We start from the raw sequence: 18,994 nt of genomic DNA, 5'->3' as shown, positions 1-18,994 counted from the left end.
ATATGCATATTGCTATTGCTGGAAATATTGGTGCTGGGAAAACTACGCTTACAAAACTATTGGCAAAACACTATAAATGGGAAGCACAACTGGAAGACGTTGTAGACAATCCTTATTTAGATGATTTTTATAACCAAATGGAACGTTGGAGTTTCAATCTACAAGTGTACTTTTTAAATAGTAGGTTTCGCCAAGTTTTGCAAATTCGTCAAAGTGGAAAAGATATTATTCAAGATAGAACTATTTATGAAGATGCTCACATTTTTGCTCCTAATCTGCATGCTATGGGTTTAATGACAAATCGTGATTACGAAAACTACAAGTCGCTTTTCGATTTAATGCAATCTTTAGTTCAAGGTCCAGATGTATTAATTTATTTACGCAGCTCTATTCCTAATTTGGTATCTCAAATACATAAACGTGGTCGTGATTACGAAAACTCCATCAGTATTGATTATTTAAGTCGATTGAATGAACGCTACGAAGCTTGGATTCATGGGTATGACAAAGGAAAACTTTTAATTATAGATGTTGATAGTTTAAATTTTGTAGACAACCCAGAAGACTTAGGAAGCGTTATAAACACTATTGATGCTGAAATAAATGGATTGTTTTGATTGTCTTGTGGCTGCTTTAAACGAAAAGTAGCTAGTTGACAAATCAATTTAGACTATACTTTTATTTACAAGAAAACGAATAAAAAGCTTAGTTTTTTTATCGTCTAACTTTTTCTTATAAACATTAAATGTGTTAGTAATTTATCTTTTTGTGGGTAATAGATACATTTAATTCATATACTTCAATTGATTTGCCAAGCCACTTTCATTGATCAATAGCAATATTTAGACACTAACATCATTTAAAAGTCACATTTATTTGAGTTAAATTCTTATTGGAGGTTTTTAAAGGAGTATTATTTAAAACAAGATCTCTTTTTATCCACTACTTAATAAAAGTATTTTACCAACGAAACTACGCATATAAACAACTACAAACATGCAACTTAGCTCCTACAAGACAAAAAGCCTGCTTCGTGAAACACCAAAATATAACCTGGTAAAACGGAATTAATGTGAATTATTAAAATTCTTGTCAAGAATTTTTAGAAGCTGAAAGAGACATGTACTAAAGCACATCTTTTTAACGACATTTAATGCCAATAAATAATTCACAGACTACCACTCATCTTCCTGTTTTTTGTTAGTTAAATAGTTTAAAATACTTTTATTTAAACCATTAAATAGAGTCTCTATTTGTGATGGTACTTTTCCATAACCATTCACTATTTTTCCATCACTAGAATAAAACTTATTTTTATCAAGTTCTATTTTTTGCTTTTTTTTATTTGAAGCTGCTTTATAAGTCAATTTTACAGGCTTAAATCTATATTCACCATCTTTAAATCTTAGCTCTATAACATATTCCACATCTTCACATCCATAATCAGGTTTTTCACCAAAACAAATGGCATTACTTGTATAACCTTTAAAACGAAGTTTTATATTATTCTTTCCTTTTCCTGCTTCATCGGCACCACCATCTTTGTTAGTTTCTTCAATTTCATAAATAGTATCTATACCAACCGTTTTATCAGTTTTACCATTTTTGGTTTCTAAATTTTTATATTTCTCATTCAACCATTCTTTAGCTTTAGATAATAGATCTTCTTTATTCTTGCCTTTTATATCAACAGTAAAATCCTTAGGTTCCATCCCTTCTGCTCCATAAACAAACTTCGTGTTTTTAGAATAGACCTCTTTATCGCTTTGAGCATTAGAAAAAGAGGATATTAAAATAATCGTAAATAGGATAATTTTTTTCATAACTAATTTTAATAATTTAAAATAACCTGGTTTTTATAAAGCAATGTTTAGTAAGTAATCATTCCTTTCTATATTCCAAATTTAACAAATAAATTCATACAAAATTATAATCTATTTATAATCAATGAATTGATTTACTATTTAAATTAAAAAAAGTTTATCATTCAGAGCATTCCGACAATTGTCGGAGTCGAAGAATCTTTATTATTAATCTCTAAAGATTCTTCAGTCGTACCTCCTTCTGAATGACATAGCGACTCCTTTTTGTTCAAAGGTTAGTGTTCATTCAGAGCAAAGCGAAGAATCTCTAAAAATCAAACATTGAAGTTTTAAGAGATTCTTCAGTCGTACCTCCTTCTGAATGACAAACGATTATATATTAAGTATTTATAAAAAACGTCAAGGTAGCAAAGCGAAGAATCTCATTATCCTTTCATTCAATTAAAACTAGAAACTATTTTAGATGCTTCAGTCGTACCTCATTCTGGATGACACCCCAATTACGTCATTTCTTCTGCTAGTTAAAATTTTCACCTGGTGCCTCAAGGTGACAAACACCTTATAATATTAGTTTTCATACCAAAAACAAGCTTGTTTTATGTCGAAACCAGATTAATATTTAATTTTGAAAAGATTCTTCATTTCATTCTGAATGGCATTTTTTAGACAGCTCTACCTTCCTATATTTATTTCGAATAAAACAGACTAAAAAGACATATTTAAAATTTCACCAGAAAGTTGTAGCAATTCTAATTCGACTAATTTAGCATCGTATTTAGCATCATTCAATGCTGTTCGTGCGTTCAAATAATTTATTTGAGCTTGTCTAAATTCTATTGACGATACTTGCCCTAATTTATACTGTTCTTGCGTTCTTTCAAAATTATTTTGATTTGTGGCGACATTTCTCTTTTGGGCATCAAACACAAAAAGAGCGTTATTATAAGCCTCGTAAGTATTCTTTAAAGTATTTTCTAAAGTTTCTGTTTGTTGTTCTTTAAGTATTTTTTGATTCTCAAGTGCAATTTTAGCATTAGCGACTTTTGTCTTTGATGAACCACCATCGAAGAGATTCCATGACAAGTTAATTCCTGCACTTAATCCAATAGATCTAAACTCAGCAGTAAATTGTGTAGACGGATTAATGTTTTTATTCCAACCATAAGAACTTGATAAAGTTGCTTTAGGAAGAAAACTAGATTTATTAATTTTTATGTCAAACTCACTAATCGCAATATTCTTTTCATTTTGCCTTAAAATAACATTGTTCTCATGTGCTTTTACAAGTAAATCATCAAAGGACATTAAAGACACAAAATTCACATCTGTTTCTACATTATAATTAATATCATTCTGTACGCCTAAAACTATATTTAAGTCACGTTTAGTATTTAAATACAATTGTCTTGTTGAGATATAATTAATACTATCGTTATTTACGTCCACTTCTGCATTCAACAACTCTAATTTTGTAGTCTGCCCATACTCATATTGATATTTTGCACGTTCTAAACGTTGCTTAGAAACATCTAAAGCTTCCTGTAGATTATTAGTGTTTTCAGATAATCTTGCAATTTGAAAATACACATTAAACAACTGCAAATACATATTCTCTATAGCTTCTCTCGCTTGCAATTCTGTAAGGTTATAGGTTTCTTTTAATTGCTGGTAATTATACTTCCTACCAAAACCGTCAAATAAGGTATAATCCAAATCAAGAGATGCATTATAACTTTTAGATTCTGCTCCATCAACAGGTCTTACATCACCACTCCCTTGCTCCACAATTTCTTGATTATCATTGCTGTAATCTGCCCCAGCATTGGCAGATAGCGTTGGCAAAAACCCAGAATTATAAACGCTAGAATTGTTTTTAGCAATTTCTAAATTATTATTAGCAACCTTAACGCCATAATTATTTTCAAGTGCCATTTCTAAAGCTTCTTTTTTGGTCAGTACCTTTTGTCCAAAAGTTTGCTGAACACAAAAAATCAGCAACACATATAGTAGTTTTTTAATGTAATTCATCATTTTCAAAATTTGATTCAATAATTGCTCTTTCAACCTCTTCATTAGTTACATCTTTCCCTGTTCTCATCCATTTTACAAAAACCTTTATTGAATTTGAAACAGACAGCATTAATGGTAACAATACAAGCGTTAATACCGTTGCAATCGCTATTCCGTATGAAATTGAGACTGCCATTGGTTTTAAAAATTGTGCTTGCCGACTCCCTTCCAACAGTAAAGGTGCTAAACCAGCAATGGTTGTTAAGGATGTTAAAAAGATGGCTCTAAAACGCGATTTCCCTGCTTGCACCAATGCTTCGTTGAATGCCATTCCTTCTCTTAAATAACCATTAAATTTCCCAATTAACACCAAACCATCGTTAACCATAATTCCTATTAAAGCAATAATACCTAGCCAAGACAAGATATTAATTTGAAAACCATGAAAAAAGTGTCCCCAAACAACACCAATCAAACTAAATGGGATCAATAGTATCAATAATAGAGGTTGGCTATAGGTTCTAAAAGTGAAAGCAATCACGATATATATTAATATTAAAATAATCGGTCCAACAGACCACACAGAATTTACCGTTTTTAATCCTTCTCTATTCTGACCTTCATAAGCGGCAGAAACTGTTGGATATTTTGATGTTATTTCTGGCATTATACTAGTCCTAATATCATCTAAGATATCTGTAGCACTGTCATCTGCAGATTTTAAATCGGCTGTTAATTGAATTTCTCTTTTACCTTCTAAATGATTAATAGCAACATCACCCCGCTCTATTTTATAGCTAGCAATTTCTGAAAAAGGCACCTTACTTCCCGATGGTGTATTGATCCACATATCGTCCAGATCCTTTATAGAGGAACGATCCTCTTTTTTATAACGAACCCAAACCCTAATTTCGTCTTGTCCACGTTGAAAACGCTGTGCCTGAAATCCGAAAAACCCAGATCGCACCTGACTCATAACACTTTGCAGGTTTAACCCTAAAATATTGGCTTTATCTTTTAATTGTATTTGAATTTCTTTAATTCCAGCTGGATCATTATCTGAAACATCTTTTAAAACTGGATTTGCGCTTAATTCAATTTTAAGCTCTTCTTTTGCGGCCTTAAGTTCTGTTATATTATTACTCAATAGTGACACTGCAACGGGGCTTCCTCCAAAATTACCACCAGACGAAAATATCAAGCTTTCAGCACTATGAATTTTTCCAGAAATGTCACGTATTTTGTTTGTTATTTCTTGCGAAGACAAATCACCTCGCAACTCACCTGGTAATAAATTAACTGTTAATGTAGCATTCGATGTTCCTGGCCCAATACGTTTGATCACATTTTGAACAACAGATTCATTCTCAAACTGCTCCTTATCATACTGTTCGTTAACCATCCACACCTTTTCTTCTATGCTAGAAATAATCGAATCTGTAATCATTTCATTTGTGCCTTGTGGCATTTTAAGTTCTATAGAAACCCTATCGCTTGCGATCCTTGGAAAGATAGAGGTACCTACAATACCGCCGCCTATGGCACCAATACTAAATATTAATAATGCTATTGGGATAGCGAAACCTAAAAATTTGTTCTTTAAAAAGAAACGCAAATAAGGCACATAGAACACATCCCTTATCTTCATTAACCATTTGTCTGCGCCTACGTTCAATTTTCTAAAAAAGGTGTCGACCTTATTATATTTTCTTCCTTTACGTTGTAATGCTTTGGAATGGGCAACATGGGCAGGAAGCATTATTAAAGCTTCAACCATAGAAACTAATAGGGTTAAAGTAACCACAGCGGAGACTTCACCAAAAAACTCACCTAGTCTTCCATCTAAAAAGAAGAACGTTGCAAAGGCTATCATGGTCGTTAATAAAGCTGAAACTACTGGAGGTAATACTTCCAAAGTACCATCGATTGCCGCTTTAATTGGTGATTTTCCTTTTTCATAATGATGATAAATATTTTCACCAATTACAATACCATCATCAACCAGAATACCAATAACGATAATCATTCCGAAGAGAGATAATACATTAATGGTCACACCAAATTGAGCAGCGAAAATAAACATTCCAAAGAATGAGATAGGAATCCCTAGCGCTACCCAAAATGCTAGTCTTGCATTTAAAAATATTGCCAAAAACAGCAATACAAGAAGCACACCCATTACGGCATTCTTAACCAATAAATCGGTACGCTGCGTTAATGTGATTGAAGAATCGCTAGAAACATCCAATTGTACATTATCATACTGCTGATTAAATTTATTTATATATACTTTAACAGCTTCTGCAGAGGCTATTAAATCTTCATTATTTGTATTACTTACACTAATTCTAATAGCTTTTTTTCCATTAAAAAAGATTCTATCAGGTGTTTCAGACCAGGCGTCTTCAACAGATGCCACATCTTGTAATCTAATAATGTTTCCATTAGGGGCTGCTCTAACTATAATATTAAGCAGTTCATTACCGTGATACGATCGATTTCGTGCTCTAATCAAGTAATCTTCTTCGCTCGTTTTTATGTTTCCACCTGTAATTAAAATGTTAGTGCTAGTTACTGCTTCGGCTACATCCTGAAACGATAAATTATAAGCTCGCAAATCGTTTTCTCTAACAGAAATAGCAATTTCTTCCTCTGGAAAACCAGAAATATCCACTTGAGAAATTCCATCAATGCCTCGTAAATCGTTTTCTATTTCTCTGGCATACTGCTTTAAGGTTGTTAACGGAATATTGTCACCGCTTAATGTAAAACTTATAGTAGACCTTACGTTTTCAATCTTTGCAATAATAGGAGGTTCCATACCTGTTGGAAATGATGGCACCCTATCGACTGCATTCTTAACATCTGCTAAAACCACATCGATATTTTTTCCTTTTATAGTTTCTACACTAATGGTTGCAGCATCTTCACTAGATACAGAAGTGACACGGTCTACACCAATAATACCTTTTAAATTGTCTTCGATCTTTAAAACAACGCCTTCTTCCATTTCTGCAGGAGAAGCTCCTGGATATATCAGGCTGATCTGTATTAATTTTGAATCGACTAAGGGAAAAAAAGACGATTTCATGGATTTAACCCCAATGATACCAAAAACTATAAAGGCAAGGATTAATACATTTATAGCTACAGGGAATTTTATAAAATAATTTAAAAGCTTTCTCATGTCTTAATTCTTGTCTTGAAAGATTTTTATTAGCATCCCATCATAAGCCCCTGGTATAGGTTTAGACACTATTAATGTCCCATTTTCTAAACCTTTAATAACAGCACTTTCTGCTGAAAAATAAACTGGAGTTACATCTACAAGATCTAAAACAGAATCCCGAACAACATATAATTGTTTATTATCTACTAATAACTTTCTGGAAATTTCTATGGCATTACTTTCACTTTTTGCTGTTAAGTTTGCTTCTAGATACATCCCTTCCTTTAAATCCTGATGCGCAATTTCTATATAAGCCTTTATGGTTTGGGACGTTGCATCTACTTTACCATTAACCCTAATAACTTTTCCTGAATATTCTTTTGTTTCCTCCATGTTATGAAGCTTTACTGTATTTCCAACTTTAAGTAAATCTGCAAACTCAGCATTAACAGATACTTCCATTTCAAAAACACTTGGATCAATAAATTCTCCTAATTTCTGACCAACTCTAACTAATGATCCTGGGGTTACCAACGCCTCTGTTACAACACCATTGTATGGTGCTCTTAAATTGTATTTACCTAACTTAACCTCAAGGTTTTTAACATTGTAGTACGCCGTGTTAATACCTCGTCCTGAAATAAAATACTTTTCTTTTTCAGAACTTATTTTTGGTAATTCTGGAATTGATTTATTGATATCGAAATTACTAAGGTAAGTTTCCCATTTTTGATAATCGTCTGGATAGTCCAAACGAATGTCGGGCATAATAGCTATAAGATTATTATAAAAGCTACTTTTTTGTGATTGAAGATTGGCATAAAATTCTTCACTATTTATTCTAAGCACAGACGCTCCTTTTTTATATGAAGTACCAGCTTTAAACTCTTTGTTTGATGGCCTTAATACGCCCTGAACTTCTGCGTATAAATCTATTTTGCGTTTTGCTATCAAATTACCACTAGCTGTAATAACAATGGGGATCTCAACATTCTTTACTTCCTCAACAAAAACTGTTTTAACAACTTTTTCAAATTTTGGTTTAGGCTTCTTTTTATTATCAATCAAATATTTAGCAACAGTAAAGGCAGCTACTAATAGTAAGACTCCTAAAACAATAGATATAATTTTTCTCATTTTTAGTAGATTAAAGGGATTTAACTTGCGGACCAAAATTACTTTGAATTCTTTTCAGCATATTTATAATTAGTTTCTTTTCGGAATCGGTAATATTCTGTTCTATTTTGGCCATCATTTCTTTTACAACAGGTTTGACTAAAACAAAGGTGTCTCTTCCCTTTTGGGTTAAAAAAACTTTATTTACCCGTTTATCAACGTTACTTTGTTGTCTAATGATATAACCTTTCTTTTCCATTTTAGACAATAATCGAGTCAAAGATGATTTATTCCTAAGGGTTAAAAAAGCCAGGTCATTTTGGCTTAGACCATCGTCATAATGAAGTTTTTTTAACACAACCATTTGTTCTTTCGTAAGATCAAGATTAGCATCGTTGAATTTTTCCTGGAAATGGTATTCAATAACCTTAGCCGTTTTACCTAACCAGGGAGCAATGGAGTTTTCAAAATCTACATGTACCTCTTCTTTTTTCATTCTGCAAATATAGTTTACCACTATAGTTAGTTGCATATGCAACTAATAAAGTTTTGTTAAATTATTGGAGGGTTAATAAATGGGATTTTTTAAGATAAAATAGGGAAATAAGAATAACTAAAGCTAACAATGGTAACCACATACTCTTCAATTAAAAATATAGTCAAAACGATAGTTCAATTGTTAGGAATTTAGCTCAAGACGGAGAACAAAGATATTTAGACCATTCTCACAGAATGGTAACTGATTTTAAACTTTTGACTGATTCAATTGTTGACAAAAAACGAATCGACCGAACTGACTTAAAAAATCTCTGATCCATGAATTTTACACAGAATGTAATCTTTTCTCAACCGAAATTGATAATGTTTTAGGAAACACAACACTGTTTAGAAAACGTACATAATGTAGATAATGTAGATAATGTAGATAATGTAGATAATGTAGATAATGTAGATAATGTAGATAATGTAGATAATGTAACTATTATAAAATAAAAAAGCATCCCAATCTTCTATAAAGAAAAAAGGAAAGCTTCTCATTGGAATACCAAATTTACTTGGTATTACTACTTCCTAGATTTCTCTAGGACAACACAACTTCTTTAAATTTCCAAAAAAAGCCCTAATTCCTCAGAGCTTTCTTTTAGCAATTTTTCGGTCTGGATGGAATCCGAACCTTATATTTTTAGGACATATTTAAGACCTAATACTCACTAATATTCACAAACTAATGTTAACAATTTGTGAACTTTTATATGATTTCTATAATGTCAAAATAACTTTCTAAAGGCAAATATATCATTTGTAATGTCACAAAACAATACAAATTTGAAGAAATTTAACAAAATGCTACACCCTTCAAATTTAAAAAAGCAAAAATTTGCCCTATTAAATATTACTCCAACTCACTTTAAGTTTTCCTTAATTTTTTATATTTTTGCCTCTTATGAGAAACTTTCCTCAATTCATATTCGACACTAAGGAGTTGGTATAAAAGACAGTTGTTTGAATTAGTCAATTAATTCATTACTGTCAACCTCCCTTATTTTTCCTATGCAACGGAGCTTCTACCGTCTTGCATCAAGGTTACATTCCTTATTTTAAATTAAAAAACAGAAATACGCATTAGTTGTTAATTACTAATATGCTTATTTTATACTTGGAATTTTCCCTTGCATCATGGTTTTGGAGCTAAAAGCGATTCATATATAATAACTAAGATTAAAACAAGTGAAAAATTCAATATATCAAGGTGGACGGCACCAAGAAATCATTCAACTATTTGCAGAAACATTTCCTTTTGAGGAAGACAAAAAAGAAGGAAGTTTAATAGGAAAACTTGCTAAGGATTTACTTGAAAACACAAGTAATCAATACTTAAAAGTTTTCATAAGTATGCATGAAGGTGTAATTTCCGCTTGCGTAATTTTTTCAAAATTGCGCTTTAAGCAAAATCATACTAATGCATGGCTATTATCACCTATTGCCGTAAAACCAACTGCACGGGGTAAAGGAATAGGCACAAACCTCATTAAATATGCGCATGGTGTTTTAAGAAATGGTGGTGTCCAAATTGTTACCACATATGGAGATATTCGTTTTTATTCCAAAGTAGGTTATAAACCTATATCAACAAAAATTATTCAAGCCCCTTTAACAATAGGTTGTCCTAAATGCTGGATTGCCCAATCACTAGAAAACCATGAAATAAAACCAATTACTGGCAAAACATATTGTGTAGAAGCAATTAATGATACTCGTTATTGGTAAGAGTATAATTATGGCATGATGGATAACTATCGTGCCACTTGTATCACTTCAATTAATAAAACAAATGAAACATATAAACCTTGAAGATTTAGGCTTCAAACAAATATTAAATACTTATAAATTTGAAAATCAATTAGATTCTTTTTTGGTTGGTCGTGTAATTCTACAACATAGAGAAAGATACATTGTTTTAACTGAACAAGGAGAGGTGGAATCTGAACTGCTGGGAAATTTAAGATACACTGCTGAAAGTAGTATGGATTTTCCTGCTGTTGGTGATTGGGTCGCATTAATAGAATATGACACCAATAAGGGGCTCATTCATGCCGTCTATCCGAGAGAGACCATATTGGTAAGACAAACTGTGGGAAGAAAAGGTGAAAAACAGATTATTGCTTCGAATTTAGATTTCGGATTGATTGTTCAATCCCTAAATCGAGATTTTAGTATAAACAGACTTGAGCGATATCTTACTATTTGCAACTCTAGTTCCATTAAACCCATAATTATTTTCAGTAAAGTAGACCTTGTGGATGAAAATGAAAGGGCTAAAATAATTTCTCAAGTGAAAGAGAGAATTAAGAACACACCTTTACTCACGCTAAGTAATTTAACTGGGGAAGGGTTAGATGATGTAAAGTCAATAATTAAAACTGGTAAAACTTACTGTTTACTTGGTTCATCTGGCGTAGGTAAGTCAAGCCTAATCAATAACATAACAGGAAAAGATCTGATGAAAACTAATGGGATAAGCAATAGTATAGATAGAGGAAAACATGTAACGACTCATCGGGAGCTTATTGTTTTGGAAACAGGAGGAATCTTAATAGACAACCCTGGCATGAGAGAAGTGGGAATTATTGATAGTCCAAATGGATTGGCAAGTACTTTTGAACAGATTACTGAATTAAAGAAACATTGTAAGTTTAATGATTGTAATCATATTAGCACAAAAGGTTGTGCTGTAACAAGCGCTCTTGATTCTGGTGAACTAGATGAAAATGTCTATGAAAATTTTATGAAGCTCGAAAGAGAACAGGAACATTATACTTCTACTATTTTTGAAAAAAGACAAAAAGATAAAATATTTGGAAAGATGGTCAAAAATGTCATGAAGCATAAGAAAAAGGATAGATACCAGTAGGAGCAATAAGAATGTAATAAAGGCGGTTAAATTGACCGCCTTTATTAATTTAAACAAGGTTTTACAAACTTAACATTTTAATCAAAGATTCTTTCTGGACTAGAGTTGCAAATGATTACATCTAAGATTATTTGTATGATTTATTCAAGGATATTTCTAATTTCATTAATGAATTTGAATGATTCGGTTTCAATTTGTTTTATTAAAATAGTGGTATCATCAAAATTAGGTTCTTCGACTATTGTGTAGTCAATAATCGACAGACTATCATCAATTGATTCTGCTAAATGATACTTGTTCCAACTACTTCCTTTGAATAGCTTCCAGTACTTTTTTCGAATGCTTTTGTTTTGGCCAGATAAACAAATATTAAAGCACATCTTTTTGTGATTAAAAATAATGACAAACTTTAATTTTAGCCTTTTTAACTCCTCAGTTGTTAGTGAGAAATAGGAGAAATCAGGATTCCCATTGTAAATGGCTCCTAGTTTAAAAACGGTCTGATATTCTTTATCGAAAAACATTTTTATTTCTTTCATGTAGTTTATCAATTGATGATAATCCACATGTACCTGACCTTGTTTAGTTTGGTTTTTACAATTAGATAGATTTTCATTATTTGATACCTCATTACTTTTATTAAATTTTTCAATAGGAATACAAATGTCTATTATAAATTTTTGTTCAGGGTGGGTTTTATGGTCATTAAGGTATACTTCAAAATAAACCCCATCTCTAAAGTTATAATTGTTTTCTATTACCCAAATCGACATGCTTTCCCATGCTTTTGAGATATCGTTTGCTTCAATTTCAAAATTGCCAACAGCATAGTTCCCTTTTGGGATTGTAAAGGGTCTAATTTCTCCTTCAGCATTTATATCCTTGCTAACTCTTACACATGCACTATATCTCACTTTTGAAATTTGAGTAACATTAGGATTGTCGTGATAAATGGTTATTGCTTTAAAATCCGAAGTAGGCAATACTTTTTTTGTGTGCCCCCATTTCATTAATCTTTGATACATATTGCCAATTTTATCAAATTCTCCAATATGCATTATACTAGCAAGTTTTATCTCTTCTAATTCTTTTACGGTTATTCGCGCATTCATATCAATCCACTTTTTAATGTTATCAATGCTACGAATATATTTTTCAGTTGTGAAAGGGACTATACCAATCTTGCGAAGTATTGTTTTTCCTTCAGACTTAAACCTTGTAGGGCTAACTCTATAATATTTTTTAAATGTTCTTGAAAAGGAACTTTCACTATTAAATCCATAATTATAGGCAAGTTCTTTTATAGGTGTACTTGTATTTACAAGCAGAATAGATGCAATACGCTCTACTCGTTTCCTGTTTATATATTCATTTATTGTTTCACCAACAATGATGGAAAAAACTCTATGAAAATGAAAAGATGAGTAATTACTTTTCTTTGATAGTCGTTCTAGAGATAAATCCGTATCAAGATTCTTTTCAACGAAATCTAAGACGTAATTTACCCGTTTAATATACTCTTTTCTTGTTTTATTAGATTTCATTTAGAATGACCCAACTTTAATTAAGGATACTAAAATAATAAATATAACGAATGGAATATTTTAGTGATGTATTTACTTCCGCTTACTATCCTTAATCCTAAATGGCAATAAATCAGAAAAAATTGTAGAGAACTTTACAAATAACGCAGTCTGTTTATAAATTTTTTTTTAATTGTTATATTTATTTTTGTTATTACAAACTTGTCTATATGTAAATTATAGTTTACATTTGTTATTGTATAATTTACAATTTTATAAATATGAAAACAAATCGTCAATCATTGGTTTCCTGGTTTATTAGGGGAAATTTTTATTTAGGTCTTGCCTTCATTTTGTTGGCAATTGGAGCACTAATTTTCGAAGTGGTAAAAAATGGAAATTGGTTTGTAGAGAGTCTAATTGGTCTTTTAGGCATGGGGTTGTTGTTCTTATTTTTCTCTGGTCGTCCTATGGCGGATGAGAGAATCAGATATTTGAAATTCAAATCGTTGGCAATAGGTTTTGTGTTCACTTGTATAGCTGGTACTATTACAAATTACATTACTACGTACCCTGACGGCAATCAAGATGGGGCTATTTCTTCCTACTGGTTTACACTGGTTTGTTTACTGGTTGCATTTATAAGTTTCACTATTCTTAAGTTTAAAGAATGAAAAATCTTATCAAAGTAGAGCGGGCAAGAAATGATATGTCACAGGCAGCTTTGGCTGAAAAAGTTAATGTTACGCGTCAGACTATTCATGCCATAGAGAAAGGGCGCTTTGTTCCATCAACAGCATTGGCCTTCAAGATCGCTTCCATATTCAATATCAAGGTAGATGAACTATTTGAATTGGAAGAATCGGACTGGAAAGCAAACTAATAATGGGAATAATTAAAACTTGTCTTTCATTTTTTTTCAGTACTTAATACTTGATCCTGCCAAAAAAGTTATCAATACATAGAAATTGCATCCATCAAAAAACGTGTGGGCTACAGGCAATGATTTATAATTTAAATAGGAATATAACATTACTTTAAGAGTTTAAAGTTGAAATGAAAAAAATCCCAGTAAGAAAAATAACCCCCTATACAGAGTCCAATTTTTCTGAAAATTTTTGGATAAAAAGCCTTGCGGATATCCTCAATGGAAAACCACTTATAGAATCACTTCATAGACACGCTTACTACTTTATGTTAGCATTACAAAAGGGAAAGGGCAAACATAATATAGACTTTAAATCTTTTGATATAGCCGATTATTCATTGTTTTTCTTGCGACCTGGTCAAGTACATCAACTTCAGTTAGACTCAAAAAGCAAAGGTTATTTAATCAACTTTAGTACTGATTTATATACAACTCAAAACAAATCGGAAAAGCATTTTTTACAGAGGGCTAGTAGTCAAAATTTTTATCAATTGGAAGCCGACAGCTTTAATAAATTGTATTCGTTATTGGATTATATTTTTAATGAGTACATGTTGAAAGAAGAAGGGTATCAAGAGGTTATAAAGGCAAATATGATTATCTTATTGACTCAACTTGTTCGTCATCGCTCCAATGCTCTATCAACTAACGGAACGCTTTATATGCAAGAACGCCTTGAGGAATTCATGGGGCTTTTAGCAGAACATATTTACACCAAGAAAAAAGTGGTTCAATATGCCGATATGATGAATTTGTCGCAGTATCAATTGAACACCATTACCAAAACTTCACTAGGCATTACTTGTTCAGAAATGATTAAAGAGCATATCATATTAGAAGCAAAACGGAATCTCCTTGCCACTTCAAATCAAATTAATCAAATAGCTTTTCATTTAGGATATGATGATGTTTCGCATTTCATCAGATTATTTAAAACATATACAGGATATACTCCCGATATGTTTCGGAACAACTTTAAATAAATCCTATCTGTTTTGAATTTTATCCTATCTCCATAATGGGTATAGAAGCTAATTTTGAATAGCTTTTGTAAATGAATCGCAACTGCTTAAAAAATCACAAAAAAACTAAGCAACATGAATATACTATTAAAAGTATTCCTTACGGGAATTGGAGCGACCTTGGCTATGGATCTTTGGGGTTATATCCTTAGTTTCTTTCATATAAAATCTCTCAACTATGCTTTTGTGGGAAGGTGGATTGGTCATATGTTCAATGGGCAATTTTATCATGACAAAATTATGAATGCGACGCCCATAAAAAATGAACTATTACTAGGTTGGATATCACATTACGCTATTGGGATAACCTTTGCTTTTTTAATGTTTGCTATTTATGGTAAAGGATGGTTTGATAAGCCAACTTTATTTCCAGCATTGGTAATTGGATTAGCCACCATAGTAGCTCCTTTTTTTATAATGCAACCCGCTTTTGGCTTTGGAGTAGCTTGCTCAAACCTGCCAGACCCAAATACTGTGCGCTTGAAAAGTTTTATGGCACATTTTATTTATGGCATTGGTTTATATCTTTGTACGGTACTTATAAAGTACACATTCAAAAATTAAATCAATATGAATATAGAAATTATCGAAAACGAAGGCATTCAAATAGCTAAATTGTCATCTGACCAAGTTGAGATAAGGAATGCTCAAGATGCTGTAGAAATATTAATGAACTGTCGATATAAAGGTGCTGAAAACATAATCGTAACCAAAAATAATTTGACACCCCATTTCTTTGAGTTAAAAACAAAAATAGCAGGTGAAATTTTACAGAAATTTTCGACTTACGATTTCAAAATTGCCATAGTTGGGGATTTTAATACTATAGAAAGTAAGAGTCTAAAAGATTTTATCTTTGAAAGCAATAAGCTCGGACAAGTAAATTTTGTTGGTTCTGTAGAAGAGGGAATTGAAAAACTGACTTCAAAAAGTTGACAGCTACAGCAACCGAGTAATTATACAAAGCTATACGCTTATTGAAAAAAACGCCACCCTAATGAAATCTATAATACGTCTGTTTTAGATTTTGATGGCACATTAGCCAATACAAAAGAAAGTATATCTATTTGACCTGCAGCTATGTTTCAAGAGAAGACAAAAAAATATATTACTAAAAAATGAACAATATAGACCTTGCGAAAAGCTACGACAACATTGCCAAAAAATGGAATGACGAAATGCTACAATCTGAATACGGACTCTCAATGGTCGATAAAGCTATTCAATTTTGTTCATCAAAAGACAATGCCCTTGATGTTGGGTGTGGCAGCGGAGGCAGAATAATAAACAAGATTTTAGAAGCCAAATTTACTATAAAAGGAATTGACATTTCCCATAAAATGCTTGAACTCGCAAAAGCTCAGCATTCTAATATCAATTTTGAGCTAGCAGACATAGTCGAATGGGAAACAAATGAGAAATTTGACCTAATTGTGGCTTGGGATAGTATCTTTCATTTGCCCATTAAAAGTCATAAACCAGTGGTTGAAAAACTTTGCAACTTACTCAAGCCAGATGGAATTTTATTATTCACTTTCGGCGATACGATTGGCGAACATATTGATACTTGGCACAACGAAAAATTTTGTTATGGATCCGTTGGAATAACAGAAATCCTCAATATAATATCGAATTCTAATTGTGAATGTAAACACTTGGAATTAGACCAATATCCTTCTAAACACGTAAGCATCATCGTAAAAAAGCTCGCTGAAACGAGCTGACATATTTCAAGATTGGCATTTTTTAGTTAAATGAAGTGCCTTCGCATGAACACTTTGGATCCCATTCAAATTAAGAAGAACTAAGCTAAAAAACATAAGATTTTTGCGCTAAACAGAAAGTCCTGAGAATATTTATTTACAAAGTCCGCCAAGTATAAAATTTGCATTTAAACGAAAAATAAAAGCAAAATATTTATATTTAGTTCAGTAACAAACCGAACATTCTGAAACACATCACAGAAATAAAACAAATTAACAATAATGCAAAATGTTGAGAATAATTTTTATCCTTCTTGGCTACCAGAAGAAATCCGAGGTTTTGTTGATTTGAGTGAACTTGCTGAACCCAATAAGCAGATTATTGAGGAAACTAATATTCTAACAGAAATGCTGGGGGCAAATATTGCCATTTACAAAGGTTCTAATTGTAAACATAAGAAAAGTAAGAATGGACTTTGTTCACTTTTTAAATCAGCAGTTCTGCAAAATAAACAACTAAATATTTTATGTGAAGCAGAACGAAGACTTAAAAATTATGTAATTGTTGCATATTCAAATCCTCTTGAACCACATGATAAAATTGATTTATTAGATATAGAACAATAATTAAATATTATCAGCGCTGTCTATGATACTGTTGCAAAGCAATAGACAGAAACTTTTGCTAACAAATTTCGTGTATTAAAACTAAGAAGGTTATTTCTATTTACATATCATGTTGAAGATATGGAATGAAGTTAGAGAGTTTAATTTTAGAATCAAATACAAGCACACAAAACTTTAATTATCAGAAATATTTTAATCTTTCAAATTATTTTATCGAATTACTTAATCCTAGTTGACATAGGGTTGTCACTCCCCCAATTTACTTTTGTATCAAGTTAACTTAAAAGATATAAAATGAAACAATTATTAATGATACCTGTAATCTTATTAATGATAAGTTGCAATGGTCAAAACAAAGTAAAAATGAGTGAAAAGCAAACAACTAAAACAGAAAAAAAAGCAATATTAACTTATCCTAAAGCAAGTAGTTTTGTAAATAGCCCTTTAAGGAATCGAATGGTTTTAGAATTAAATCAGCCAACTTCAGAAGTGTATAATTTAGTTGGCGACCCTGCAAATATGCCTAAATTTAGTGCTGGTTTAGAAAAAGTAGAAACAGAAACAAAAAACGAGAAATGCACTTCATACACTTGCTACTTTAAACCAATTGAGGAAGGTGAAAAAGGTATAATTCATACCGAAAAAGTAGTTTGGCAAGAAACAGATTTAGGTTGGGCTTCAAGCAAAAAAGAGGCAACCGAGTTTGGGTTTACTGAAAATTTTTCTCTAACCACACTAGAAGCAAAAGGAGATAAAACAATACTAACCTGGGATATGCATTTTAATCATGAAAATCAAGAAATGTTGGAAATGAATAAAACAACTTTAGTAGATGTTTTTGACGATATGGCAGAACAATTAATCGCAAAATTTGATGGTAAGATTATTGAGAATTATATAGAATAATCAAAACAAGAATAAATGGGTTCGGCTCTTAAAAACATATATTCCAAAGAGTTTTTTAACAACCTCTCCGATTGCCCAGGAGAGGTTGCTCCTAATTTTAATAAGAACGTATTTTAAAATCAAATTTTCTGTACTGAATGGAATAAAATGGAACTATTTGGTTTTGATACTATTGATAAATCAAAATAATTGACTTTAAAATTCTCACTCCAATTGTTAAAATTGGAAAATATTTAGAGTTTTCGTTCAAACTTATAAATACAGATAGGAAAAATTCAAAAATCAGACTTAAATATGGCGTGTATTATCAAAAAGCTAATAGCTCATTATCGAAAAAAGTATTTAAAATTAGTGAGAAAGATTATTTAGCAGAATCAACATCTTTAATAAACAGAAAACAATCATTTAAATTGATTACCACAAGAAAGTTTTATGTAGGTCAGTACCAACTATCCTTAATCTAAAATGGTAATGAATTAGAAATAGTTGAATTCAAACTAATAACTTAGAAAAACGAAAATGAGTTGATAATATTATTTAATTCTAAGAGACCTTAGCTTATATTTTATAGACATTAAGAGTCATTTTTCTTCAATATAAATATTGATTAATCGAAAATTTTCAAAGTAAAAAATTATCATTATTAGTTTTTTAGTATATTTGTTAACCATATGGTTAAACCTTTTGGTTTATTATAGTAAAAAACAAGAAATATAATCACTAAAAACTTAATGTTTAAAAGCTAAAAAGTATGT

18 protein-coding genes are annotated in these 18,994 nt (G+C 31.3%); 12 read left to right on the top strand and 6 right to left on the bottom strand.

Features of this window, described 5'->3' with window-relative positions:
- Positions 1 to 2: 2 nt before the first annotated feature.
- Entirely contained in the window at positions 3 to 617 is a 615-nt protein-coding gene (locus Q4Q40_RS02255; RefSeq protein WP_303300049.1) for a deoxynucleoside kinase, read from the top strand.
- Between the two features lie 558 nt (positions 618 to 1,175).
- Here Q4Q40_RS02255 and Q4Q40_RS02250 read toward each other — a convergent pair.
- The 5 genes from Q4Q40_RS02250 to Q4Q40_RS02230 all read right to left on the bottom strand — a co-directional run bounded on the left by Q4Q40_RS02250 (position 1,176) and on the right by Q4Q40_RS02230 (position 8,614).
- Positions 1,176 to 1,823, bottom strand: coding sequence for a hypothetical protein (locus Q4Q40_RS02250; protein WP_303300048.1), 648 nt, complete (start codon positions 1,821 to 1,823; stop codon positions 1,176 to 1,178).
- 705 nt (positions 1,824 to 2,528) lie between these two features.
- On the bottom strand, positions 2,529 to 3,854 hold the full coding sequence (locus Q4Q40_RS02245; RefSeq protein ID WP_345027272.1) for a TolC family protein: 1,326 nt from the start codon (positions 3,852 to 3,854) through the stop codon (positions 2,529 to 2,531).
- Positions 3,838 to 7,020, bottom strand: a complete 3,183-nt coding sequence (locus Q4Q40_RS02240; protein ID WP_303300047.1) for an efflux RND transporter permease subunit — start codon at positions 7,018 to 7,020, stop codon at positions 3,838 to 3,840. Before Q4Q40_RS02240 ends, Q4Q40_RS02245 begins: the two co-directional genes overlap by 17 nt.
- Before the next feature lie 3 nt (positions 7,021 to 7,023).
- Positions 7,024 to 8,139: an efflux RND transporter periplasmic adaptor subunit gene (locus Q4Q40_RS02235; RefSeq protein WP_303300046.1), complete on the bottom strand. Its 1,116-nt coding sequence runs from the start codon at positions 8,137 to 8,139 to the stop codon at positions 7,024 to 7,026.
- Between the two features lie 10 nt (positions 8,140 to 8,149).
- A complete protein-coding gene (locus tag Q4Q40_RS02230; protein ID WP_303300045.1) occupies positions 8,150 to 8,614 on the bottom strand; it encodes a MarR family winged helix-turn-helix transcriptional regulator in 465 nt (154 codons plus the stop codon).
- Between the two features lie 1,232 nt (positions 8,615 to 9,846).
- Between Q4Q40_RS02230 and Q4Q40_RS02225 the strand changes: the two genes are divergently transcribed.
- Together Q4Q40_RS02225 and rsgA are read left to right on the top strand one after the other, a co-directional pair.
- Entirely contained in the window at positions 9,847 to 10,386 is a 540-nt protein-coding gene (locus Q4Q40_RS02225; RefSeq protein ID WP_303300044.1) for a GNAT family N-acetyltransferase, read from the top strand.
- A 64-nt stretch (positions 10,387 to 10,450) separates the two neighbouring features.
- Complete coding sequence (gene rsgA, locus Q4Q40_RS02220) at positions 10,451 to 11,530, top strand: ribosome small subunit-dependent GTPase A (RefSeq protein WP_303300043.1); 1,080 nt, start codon at positions 10,451 to 10,453, stop codon at positions 11,528 to 11,530.
- Between the two features lie 140 nt (positions 11,531 to 11,670).
- Here the strand turns inward: rsgA and Q4Q40_RS02215 are convergent, their stop codons facing one another.
- Positions 11,671 to 13,074: an AraC family transcriptional regulator gene (locus Q4Q40_RS02215; RefSeq protein ID WP_303300042.1), complete on the bottom strand. Its 1,404-nt coding sequence runs from the start codon at positions 13,072 to 13,074 to the stop codon at positions 11,671 to 11,673.
- A gap of 260 nt (positions 13,075 to 13,334) precedes the next feature.
- On the opposite strand from Q4Q40_RS02215, the gene Q4Q40_RS02210 reads away from it, so the two are divergent.
- The 9 genes from Q4Q40_RS02210 (at position 13,335) to Q4Q40_RS24235 (ending at position 18,703) form a co-directional block, all read left to right on the top strand.
- Positions 13,335 to 13,727, top strand: coding sequence for a hypothetical protein (locus Q4Q40_RS02210; RefSeq protein ID WP_303300041.1), 393 nt, complete (start codon positions 13,335 to 13,337; stop codon positions 13,725 to 13,727).
- Positions 13,724 to 13,936 carry a helix-turn-helix transcriptional regulator gene (locus Q4Q40_RS02205; protein ID WP_303300040.1) on the top strand — a complete coding sequence of 71 codons (213 nt, stop codon included), beginning with the start codon at positions 13,724 to 13,726 and terminating at the stop codon, positions 13,934 to 13,936. Before Q4Q40_RS02210 ends, Q4Q40_RS02205 begins: the two co-directional genes overlap by 4 nt.
- Positions 13,937 to 14,109: 173 nt before the next feature.
- Positions 14,110 to 14,964 carry a helix-turn-helix transcriptional regulator gene (locus Q4Q40_RS02200; RefSeq protein ID WP_303300039.1) on the top strand — a complete coding sequence of 285 codons (855 nt, stop codon included), beginning with the start codon at positions 14,110 to 14,112 and terminating at the stop codon, positions 14,962 to 14,964.
- Positions 14,965 to 15,078: 114 nt separating this feature from the next.
- Complete coding sequence (locus Q4Q40_RS02195) at positions 15,079 to 15,567, top strand: DUF2938 domain-containing protein (protein WP_303300038.1); 489 nt, start codon at positions 15,079 to 15,081, stop codon at positions 15,565 to 15,567.
- Positions 15,568 to 15,573: 6 nt separating this feature from the next.
- Complete coding sequence (locus Q4Q40_RS02190; RefSeq protein WP_303300037.1) at positions 15,574 to 15,939, top strand: DUF4180 domain-containing protein; 366 nt, start codon at positions 15,574 to 15,576, stop codon at positions 15,937 to 15,939.
- A 182-nt stretch (positions 15,940 to 16,121) separates the two neighbouring features.
- The gene (locus tag Q4Q40_RS02185; RefSeq protein WP_303300036.1) at positions 16,122 to 16,727 is read left to right on the top strand and encodes a class I SAM-dependent methyltransferase; all 606 of its coding nucleotides are present in this window, start codon (positions 16,122 to 16,124) and stop codon (positions 16,725 to 16,727) included.
- 261 nt (positions 16,728 to 16,988) lie between these two features.
- Positions 16,989 to 17,333: a hypothetical protein gene (locus Q4Q40_RS02180; RefSeq protein ID WP_303300035.1), complete on the top strand. Its 345-nt coding sequence runs from the start codon at positions 16,989 to 16,991 to the stop codon at positions 17,331 to 17,333.
- Between the two features lie 294 nt (positions 17,334 to 17,627).
- On the top strand, positions 17,628 to 18,239 hold the full coding sequence (locus Q4Q40_RS02175; RefSeq protein WP_303300034.1) for an SRPBCC family protein: 612 nt from the start codon (positions 17,628 to 17,630) through the stop codon (positions 18,237 to 18,239).
- 179 nt (positions 18,240 to 18,418) lie between these two features.
- Positions 18,419 to 18,703 (top strand): YhaZ family DNA alkylation repair protein, encoded by a 285-nt coding sequence (locus Q4Q40_RS24235; RefSeq protein WP_496559852.1) that lies wholly within the window; start codon positions 18,419 to 18,421, stop codon positions 18,701 to 18,703.
- Positions 18,704 to 18,994: the final 291 nt, after the last annotated feature.

Origin of the sequence: Flavivirga jejuensis (assembly GCF_030540765.1) — a bacterium.
Lineage (GTDB): Bacteria > Bacteroidota > Bacteroidia > Flavobacteriales > Flavobacteriaceae > Flavivirga > Flavivirga jejuensis.
Note: the sequence above shows the minus strand (reverse complement) of the source record. Positions and strands in the feature narration are given on the sequence as shown.